The organism is Intestinibacter sp., assembly GCF_051866655.1.
Taxonomy (GTDB): Bacteria; Bacillota; Clostridia; order Peptostreptococcales; family Peptostreptococcaceae; genus Intestinibacter.
Genome location: NZ_JBJDXL010000569.1, coordinates 1 through 8,772, shown reverse-complemented (window position 1 = coordinate 8,772; position 8,772 = coordinate 1). Strand labels below are relative to the sequence as shown.

General features: G+C 32.5%; 10 protein-coding genes. 7 read left to right on the top strand and 3 right to left on the bottom strand.

Annotated elements, in window-relative coordinates; translation table 11 throughout:
* Nucleotides 1–285 precede the first annotated feature (285 nt).
* Entirely contained in the window at nucleotides 286–810 is a 525-nt protein-coding gene (locus ACI3VO_RS17255) for a DUF1836 domain-containing protein (protein WP_439759087.1), read from the bottom strand.
* 236 nt (nucleotides 811–1,046) lie between these two features.
* On the opposite strand from ACI3VO_RS17255, the gene ACI3VO_RS17250 reads away from it, so the two are divergent.
* From ACI3VO_RS17250 to ACI3VO_RS17240, 3 genes are all read left to right on the top strand, one after another.
* Nucleotides 1,047–1,739, top strand: coding sequence for an SGNH/GDSL hydrolase family protein (locus ACI3VO_RS17250; protein WP_439759086.1), 693 nt, complete (start codon nucleotides 1,047–1,049; stop codon nucleotides 1,737–1,739).
* 123 nt (nucleotides 1,740–1,862) lie between these two features.
* The gene (locus ACI3VO_RS17245) at nucleotides 1,863–2,540 is read left to right on the top strand and encodes a fructose-6-phosphate aldolase (protein ID WP_320924793.1); all 678 of its coding nucleotides are present in this window, start codon (nucleotides 1,863–1,865) and stop codon (nucleotides 2,538–2,540) included.
* A gap of 113 nt (nucleotides 2,541–2,653) precedes the next feature.
* A complete protein-coding gene (locus tag ACI3VO_RS17240; protein WP_439759085.1) occupies nucleotides 2,654–4,471 on the top strand; it encodes a MutS-related protein in 1,818 nt (605 codons plus the stop codon).
* A gap of 40 nt (nucleotides 4,472–4,511) precedes the next feature.
* On the opposite strand, the gene ACI3VO_RS17235 is transcribed toward ACI3VO_RS17240, so the two are convergent.
* Nucleotides 4,512–4,724 carry a helix-turn-helix domain-containing protein gene (locus ACI3VO_RS17235; protein WP_439759084.1) on the bottom strand — a complete coding sequence of 71 codons (213 nt, stop codon included), beginning with the start codon at nucleotides 4,722–4,724 and terminating at the stop codon, nucleotides 4,512–4,514.
* 10 nt (nucleotides 4,725–4,734) lie between these two features.
* Entirely contained in the window at nucleotides 4,735–5,214 is a 480-nt protein-coding gene (locus ACI3VO_RS17230; protein ID WP_439759083.1) for a DUF2975 domain-containing protein, read from the bottom strand.
* Nucleotides 5,215–5,427: 213 nt separating this feature from the next.
* Here ACI3VO_RS17230 and ACI3VO_RS17225 point away from each other — a divergent pair, with 213 nt between their 5' ends.
* The 4 genes from ACI3VO_RS17225 to ACI3VO_RS17210 all read left to right on the top strand — a co-directional run bounded on the left by ACI3VO_RS17225 (nucleotide 5,428) and on the right by ACI3VO_RS17210 (nucleotide 8,487).
* Nucleotides 5,428–6,015: a xanthine phosphoribosyltransferase gene (locus ACI3VO_RS17225; protein ID WP_439759082.1), complete on the top strand. Its 588-nt coding sequence runs from the start codon at nucleotides 5,428–5,430 to the stop codon at nucleotides 6,013–6,015.
* A gap of 59 nt (nucleotides 6,016–6,074) precedes the next feature.
* Nucleotides 6,075–6,578 carry an NUDIX hydrolase gene (locus tag ACI3VO_RS17220; protein WP_439759081.1) on the top strand — a complete coding sequence of 168 codons (504 nt, stop codon included), beginning with the start codon at nucleotides 6,075–6,077 and terminating at the stop codon, nucleotides 6,576–6,578.
* Nucleotides 6,579–6,592: 14 nt separating this feature from the next.
* A complete protein-coding gene (gene cas6 / locus ACI3VO_RS17215) occupies nucleotides 6,593–7,306 on the top strand; it encodes a CRISPR-associated endoribonuclease Cas6 (RefSeq protein WP_439759080.1) in 714 nt (237 codons plus the stop codon).
* Between the two features lie 287 nt (nucleotides 7,307–7,593).
* Complete coding sequence (locus tag ACI3VO_RS17210) at nucleotides 7,594–8,487, top strand: sigma-70 family RNA polymerase sigma factor (RefSeq protein WP_439759088.1); 894 nt, start codon at nucleotides 7,594–7,596, stop codon at nucleotides 8,485–8,487.
* The last annotated feature ends 285 nt before the right edge of the window (nucleotides 8,488–8,772 follow it).

Here is an 8,772-nt window from a genome sequence, read left to right as displayed (position 1 = left end):
ATATAAAGAATTTAATCGAATAAAGGAATTATTTATGGAATTAGCGACAAGAGATATTTATATTACTCAATACATGATAAAAAATAGATTTGTAGAATTATTTTAATCAATAAACTTTATATTATTTATTTTAGAAAAATAGATATTAAAAACGATATAATTCTTCACAAAGTTCTTGAACATATTTATAATAGCTCAGAAGAGGAGTGAGTAGCTTCGCTAAAGATAAATATAAGTTATAAATTCAGATTGAACAGCTACTCACAATAATCCTGATGGATCAAATTATTTATTTTCCTCTGATTCTTCTGTGTTAAATTCGATTAATTTTTGCACATATACTTTGTTTGCAAATGCTTGAGTTGCTGCAACTAGTATTTTGTTGTGTATATTTTCCTCGATTTGGTTGTCATCTTTTTGCTCTAAAAATGTGTTTTTTAGAGAGCGCTCTAATTCGCAGCAGAAGGTATTGTAGAAATCCTCGGCTTCGCCGTCCTGATTATTTATTATTTTAGAAATTTCAGATATGCTGAGTATTCTCTTTAAGACAGAGATGATTATCAAATATGCAACGTGAAATTTCTTGTAGTGTTTTTTAGAAGGACTTTCTATTACTTTTTGCTTTACATAGTTATTTATCATAGATTTAGTTATTATTTTTTCGTCGCCTTCGGAAGAAAAAATGCTAAGAGAGGTTTCGATTATCGATAAAACCTGATCCATGTACAAATCTATATTTGGTAGCTCATTAAATCTCGGAAGGTGAAAATCTAAAATTTCCTTTATATAATGAGAATCCTTAAAATCCAAATTTACCAGCTCCTTATTTATTTAGTATCTACCTAGAAATTTTATCATTAAGAGGAAGGATAATCAATAGTAGTTTATATAATATTAAATACTATATTATGTAATTTGAAATATAAAAGTTCTTGACTTAGTTACATAAAAAATATAACATAGTATTAGATACTATGTTATATAAAATTATAAAATACATAAAATAGATATAAAAAGAATTGATAAAAAAGAAAGGTATGATATATATGAAAAAAATAGCTATATGGGGCGATTCTGTATTAAAGGGAGTTATACTAGAAGAGGGAAAGGATAGATATTCTCTACTAAAAAACAGCAGTGTGGAAATAACTAAAAAGGAATTTGATTTCGATATAAAAAATAATTCTAAATTTGGGCTTACAGTTACAAAAGCTATGAAGCTTATACAAAAGAGTCTATCTAAGGAGGAGCTTCCAAATTATGCTTTGGTGGAATTAGGTGGAAATGACTGCGACTATAATTGGAAGCAGATTTCTGAAAATCCAGATGGGGAGTACTTGCCAAATACGCCTCTTCCTAAATTTAGAGAGAGTATAAATAATATTATAGAAAGCTTTAGAGAAAAGGGGATCGAGCCTATTTTAACTAATTTACCTCCGCTTTCTTCTCAAAAGTATTTCGATTGGTTTGGCAAAAACGGTCTAAATACAGATAATATAAGAAAATGGATGGGAGATATAAATAGGATTTACAAGCACCAGGAGATATATTCGCTTGCACTTATGGATATTGCGAATACACAAAAGTGCGATTTAATCGATATACGTACGCCGATTATACTTGAGCAAAATACAGACGATTTTATATGTGAAGACGGGATCCATCCAAATGAAAGGGCGCATAAGTTAATCGCCGACACTTTTATAAATTATATAGCCGATAGAATAATTTGCGTGTAATTTATTGAAAAGACTGAAATAAGTCTGAAAAATTTCTCAGGGGTGGAAAAAATGTGTATTAATTATTAAGGAATATAATGTTAAAATAAAATTGAACAATAAATACAGAAGAAAGGTGACATTATGAAATTAATAATAGATTACGCAAATTTAGAAAAAATAAAGGAAATGTATATGTACTATCCAGTAGATGGAGTTACTACAAATCCATCTATTTTAGCAAAGGAAAATAGAAACCCTTATGAAGTTTTAAAGGAAATCAGAGAATTCATAGGCGCTGAAGGAGAATTACATGTACAAGTAATATCAAAAATCGCTGAAGATATGGTTGAAGAGGCTGATAAAATAAGACAAGAGCTAGGCGATAATACCTACATAAAGGTGCCAGTTACAAAGGAAGGTCTAAAGGCTATAAAAATTCTTGCAAAAAAAGGCGTTAATGTAACTGCAACAGCTATATACACACAAATGCAAGGATATCTTGCAGGAAAGGCTGGGGCTAAATACGCTGCACCTTATGTAAACAGAATAGACAACCTAGGGGCAAATGGAGTAAAGGTCGCAAAGGACATACATGATATATACGTTAAAAATAACATAGAAACAGAAGTAATAGCAGCTAGCTTCAAAAATTCTCAACAAGTTTTAGAATTAGCAAAATATGGGATAGGTGCTGCTACAATAGCTCCAGATGTAATGAACGGTTTAATTAAATTAGATGCTGTTACATGTGCTGTAGACGCATTTATAAAGGATTTCGAAAGCGTATGTGGAGAAAATGCAACAATGCTAAATATATAAATCATTATAAACCATTAAAAAATTAATAAATCTTAACAAACAAAAGAGTATAACAGACGGTAAAATCTGTTATACTTTTTTGTATAGAAAATTATTTACAGGGAGATTTTTAAATGAAAATTGAAGATTATAAAAAGAAGCGAGAAGAAATTGAAAAAGGCTTACAGGAGCTAAATAAAAAGAGCAATTTTATAAGCTGGATTAGAGTAGCTCTATTTATCGCGATTGTGGCATTGTTGGCGTATGGATATTTTAATAAAAATAATATGTTTTATGTGTTGTCGTTGGTTTTGACTGTTGTTTTCTTGGTGGCTGTTAAGCTTCACAACGATATAGAGGCGAAAATTAAATACAGAGAAAGCAAAATCAAGGTATATAAAAAGTACATCAAGAGATTAAATGGTACATGGTACGACTTCAGAGACAAGGGAACAGAGTACCTAGATGAAAAAATGCCTCATTTGAAGGACTTAGATATATTTGGAGAGGGATCTCTATACCAATATATCTGCAGCGCTAATACTGTCTACGGTAAGAAGTGTTTAGTAAATCATCTTAAAAACACAGAGTACAACCTAGATGATATAACAAAGCATCAAAAGGCCGTCGAGGAGCTATCTCATATGCAGGAATTTTCCGATGAGATAGAGACATTATCTAATTTAATAAACGAAAATAAAAAGAAAAACGTAAATAAAGAGATAAAAAAATTCTTAGAGGTTTGCGAGGATGAAGGCTCTAATCAAGCTAGCGTAAATAGATTTTTGATGTGGATACTGCCACCTGTATTTATAGCAGTTGTAGTGTTGTTTTTAATTGGGATAAATCCAGTCAGATATGCAAATATTTTAAAATTAGTTTTGATAGTGAACCTTTTATTGGCATTTTTAAATATGCAAAGGAGCACAGCCGTGCTAATACCTGTAGCAGATTTTTATAAAAATATAAAGGTCTATGAAGATATATTTAAAGAAATTGAGAGCAGGGAATTCACAAGCCCATATTTAAAAGAGCTAAAGCAAACTCTAAACAAAGATGGAGGGAGCTTAAAAGCACTAGGCGAACTCAAAAAAATAGGAGATTATATAGCGCTTAGACAAAATTTCGTCGCAAACGTCTTGTTAAATGGCGCGTTTTTATGGGATTTTCACTGTATAGATATGTTCGACAAGTGGAAAATCAAATACGGAAAATATATAAGAACCTACCTAGAGGTCGTAGGCGAAATAGAAGCTCTAATAAGCTTAGCGTCTATCACATATCTTAGAGACGACTATACATTTGCAGATATAACTGAAGACGAAATACCTCAGATAGAATTTAAAGACCTAAAGCATCCTCTTATAAAAATAGAAGACGCAGTAGGAAATGGAGTCAGCCTAAAAGGAAAAACCTGCGTGATCACAGGCTCTAACATGTCAGGAAAGACTACCTTCCTAAGAAGCATAGGTATAAACCTAGTCCTAGCATATGCTGGAGGCCCCGTACTAGCGTCTGAATTTAACGCATCTGTAATGAAAATACTTACATCGATAAGAGTAGAGGACAATGTAAACAAGGGAATTTCCACTTTCTATGCAGAGCTACTTAGAATCAAGGACATGACAGAGTACAACGAAAACCAAAGCCCGATGATATGCTTAATAGACGAGATATTCAAGGGCACAAATTCAGCAGACAGAATAATATGCGCCACAGAGGCAATTAAAAAGCTTTCAAACACTTGGAGCATAACACTAGTATCTACACACGACTTCGAGCTATGCAACCTAGAAAGCGATGAAAATATAAAAGCTGTAAACTACCATTTCGCTGAATACTACGAAAACGACGAAATTAAATTCGACTACAAAATCAGAGATGGAAGATGCGTAACTACTAACGCCAAATTCCTGCTTAAGATGGCAGGTATAGCCGATGTTGATATATAATAGATAAAAATAAAGTGATAGATATAGCTCTATCACTTTATTAATCATCGTCTTTTGTATATTCTAATATATCCCCAGGCTGACAGTCTAATGCCTCACATATTTTGTCTAAAGTCGTAAATCTTATTGCCTTTGCCTTTCCATTTTTTAAAATAGAAATATTTGCCATAGTTATTCCGACCTTCTCAGATAATTCCGTCACGCTCATTTTTTTCTGTGCTAAAACCACATCTAAATTAATTCTTATACTCATTTGACCACCTCTATATTGTTAGATCATTTTCATCCTTTAAATCGCACGCCTTTTGTACTAGATGTGCAAGTACAGCAGTAAAAACTGATATACACATAGCTACGAATATTATAAATAATATTATAATTAAAATACTTGGATGTAGCAAATTTAAAAATAATAAAATAATCGCAGCTATAAAATATAAAACGCATTCTGATAGAGCGTATCTTCTGATTTTATTTAAAGAATCCATATTCTTTTTAGAAAATGAATTGTCGTTGTTGATTTCGTTTGAGATTTTCCAGCCTTCAAATAGCGCTCCATAAAATGGAATCGCTGTTATCCAGATAAATATTAGACAAGGGTAGAACATATAGCTGTACTCTGGATATTCAGAGGCTATATCGCGTCCATATATTGGAACTATGACTAGGGCGACAATTGCCAATATAATACAAGTCAAGCTTATAAATAATTTTAATGATCTCGCTAATTCATTTTGCTTCATAACAAACCTCCTCAAGTTTAATTATTATGAGTTTATAATAACAAAGAAAAAAGGTCAAGTCAATAATTATTTATTGTTTATCGATAAAAAAATATTGTTTTTTAATATGAATAATGACTAAAAAAGTTGAATTCAGTTGTTTTATGTACAGAAAAAACATATTATGGTATAATTAGTTCAATAATTTAAAAATTAGATATAAAAATAGATGAGGTGACAGATTTGAAGGAATTAGAGGCGAAAATACTTAGCGAGGGGACTGCTATCAATGAAACAGTGCTTAAGGTAGACTGTTTTTTAAATCATCAAGTAGATCCTTTTCTAATGCAAAGAGTGGGAGAAGAATTTGCAGAGTACTATAAGGATAAAGGCATAACAAAGGTATTTACTATAGAAAGTTCGGGAATAGCTCCGGCTGTTATGACAGCAATAAAATTAAATGTACCTATGGTCATACTAAAAAAACAACAATCTAAAATATTAAATGGAGATGTTTACCAAACTAAGGTAACTTCATTTACAAAGGGAACTAGCTATGAGCTTACTCTATCTAAAAAATACATAGATAAAGACGACAAAATTCTATTAATAGATGATTTTTTGGCAAATGGAGAAGCTGCTTTTGGTGGAATTAGATTGATTGAAGGAGCAGGAGCGACAGTTTCAGGAATAGGTATAGTTATAGAAAAATCATTCCAACCTGGAAGACAAAGACTTGACGATGCAGGATACGATGTATATTCTCTTGCTAGAGTAAAAAGACTCGCTGAAGGTGTTATTGAATTTGTAGAAGAAGTGTAAATAGGTGGGACTGTTCGTTTTGAATAGTCCTTTAATAATGTCAGATAAAGGAGAAAAACATGGAATATTGGGATATTTACGACAAGGATAGAAATTTTACAGGTAAGAAAAAGGGAAAATACGAAAAATGGAACGAGGGCGAATACCATCTAGCTACAGAGGGCTGGATTATAAATTCTAAAAAACAAATCCTAGTCCAACAGAGATCTGATAAATGTGAGATTTTGCCTGGAGTGTGGGCTCTTACAACAGGTAGAGTGATATCAGGTGAGACAACTAGACAGGGATGTGTAAGGGAGCTAAGAGAGGAGCTAGGCATCACAGTCAAAGAGGAGGACTGCGAGCTTGCCGGTACTTTTAATACTCGCCTTGGAATGATATGGGATATATATTTTGTCAGAAAGGACGTCGATCTCAGTGATATAGTGCTTCAAGAAGAAGAGGTAGCTAGAGTAAAGCTTGTGAGCACTGATGAGTTTAGACAAATGCTTAAAGACGGTACAATGTATGAATACGAGGAGATATACGATTTACTAGATGCTATAGACAATAAACTTGATTAAGTGAGGCGAAAATTATGATATACAGATTGACTATAGAATTCACTTTAGATAAAAAGCAGAAGCTAGACTACAACATAGGCTCTGTGCTTCAGGGGATAATGATGACATTTTTAGATAGAGATTACGGAGATGTGCTTCATAGACAGTCTTTAAGACCGTATAGTCAGTATTTTGAAATCAAAAATAATAAGTATTATTGGGTGATAAATACATTGACTGAGGAGGCCAAGGCAAAAATTATAGATAAGATTTTAACATCAGATAGAAGAATTTTAGATTTGACATATAGAAAAACGAAGCTGATTATACAAAAGATGGAGTTATGTGAGGCTGTGATTTTAGATGATATTGGGAAAAGAGATATAGTAGTGAATTTCAAGACGCCAACTAGCTTTAAGAGGACTTCTGGAGGCTATGAGATTTTTCCGACAGTTAAACATATTTTCAACAGTATTATAAATAAGTACAAAAATTTCTCAAAAAATGACTTAGAAGAAAATTTTCTTGAAAAAATTGTTGAAAATGTGGAAATAACAGGATATAATTTAAGAACAAGTCATTTTGGAGTGAAAGGAAATTATGTACCAGGATTTATGGGAACTGTAAATTTGAAGGTAAAGGGGAGACAAGGCTTTAAAAATGAGGTTATGAAGCTATTACAATTTGCTATCTACAGCGGTGTAGGTCTCAAAGGAACCATGGGAATGGGGGCATTTGAGATAAAATAACAAAAATCTACAAAAAAATTAAAAAAAAAGAAGGAATTTAAGTTAAAATGTAGAATATAATAAGGTATCACTAAAATATCGAAAAAACACATCAAAATCACACAAAAATCTATAGTATTCAGCATTATAAAAATCGATATAAAAATTTTAAAACGAAATAAGGATATTTGTCGTATTTCGTGTAATTTTATTTGCTATGTATTAGTATTTTTAAAAATATATACTGATTGAAGTATATAAAGAGGGTAATATTATTAAGGGGGTAAAATACGTCTATGGAACTAGATATGAAAAATGTTGACACAATGGAAAACGACATGGGAGAAGTATCAAAAGAATTTGCAAACCTAGATGATTCAGTAAAAATGTATTTGAAGGAAATAGGAAATATACCTCTATTGACTAAAGAAGAGGAGCTAGAGCTTGCAAAAAAAGTTTCAGAAGGAGATGAACTAGCTAAACAAAAATTAGTAGAATCAAATCTCAGACTAGTAGTAAGTGTTGCTAGAAAATATTTGAGAAAAGGGATGCCTATGCTAGATTTAATTCAAGAGGGTACATTAGGTCTTATAAAGGCAGCCGAAAAATTCGACTACACAAAGGGCTTTAAATTCAGCACTTACGCAACTTGGTGGATTAGACAAGGCATCACACGTGCCATAGCCGACCAAGCCAGAACTATAAGAGTGCCAGTCCATATGGTAGAAAAAATAAATAAATTATCGAGCGTATCTGCAGCACTAGCAGCAGAATTAGGCAGAGATCCAAAGCCAGAAGAAATCGCCGACAAAATGGATATGTCTGTAGACAAGGTCGTAGAAGTCATAAGCGTCTCTCAAAAGCCGACATCTATAGAATCCACAGTAGGAAAAGAAGACGACACAGAGCTAGAGGAAGTATTGCCAGACAAAAACGCTCTATCACCAGAAGAAATCGTAACAGCCTCTTTGCTAAAGGACCAAATAGAAGAAATCCTAGGAACCCTAACTGAAAAAGAAAAAGGCGTACTAGAACTTAGATTTGGCCTAAATGGAGGAGAAGCACATACTCTAGAAGAAGTCGGTAAGGCCTTCAACGTCACTAGAGAAAGAGCTAGACAGATAGAAAACAAAGCTCTTAGAAAGCTATCTCATCCAAGTCGCGCAAACAAGCTGATAGATTATTATTATGACATATGCTAGGCAAAACGCCTGTTAAAGCACCATGAGAAATTTTTTCTTGTGGTGTTTTTTAATGGCGTAGTTGCAGGCATAGTTGGACCGTGGCATCTTGGATAAATTGCTGCGTGTAGATTTTGGGAAAATGAATTTGACACAGAGAGAGACAATTTCTCGATGGACGCAGTCGCCTTATGTATAACGATATATATAATCTCTCTAAATAATCTAGTATTTATATTTGATATATATAATCTAGTATTTGAATTTAATATATTAATTATTTGCTTGAACTTTAAAATCGTATGG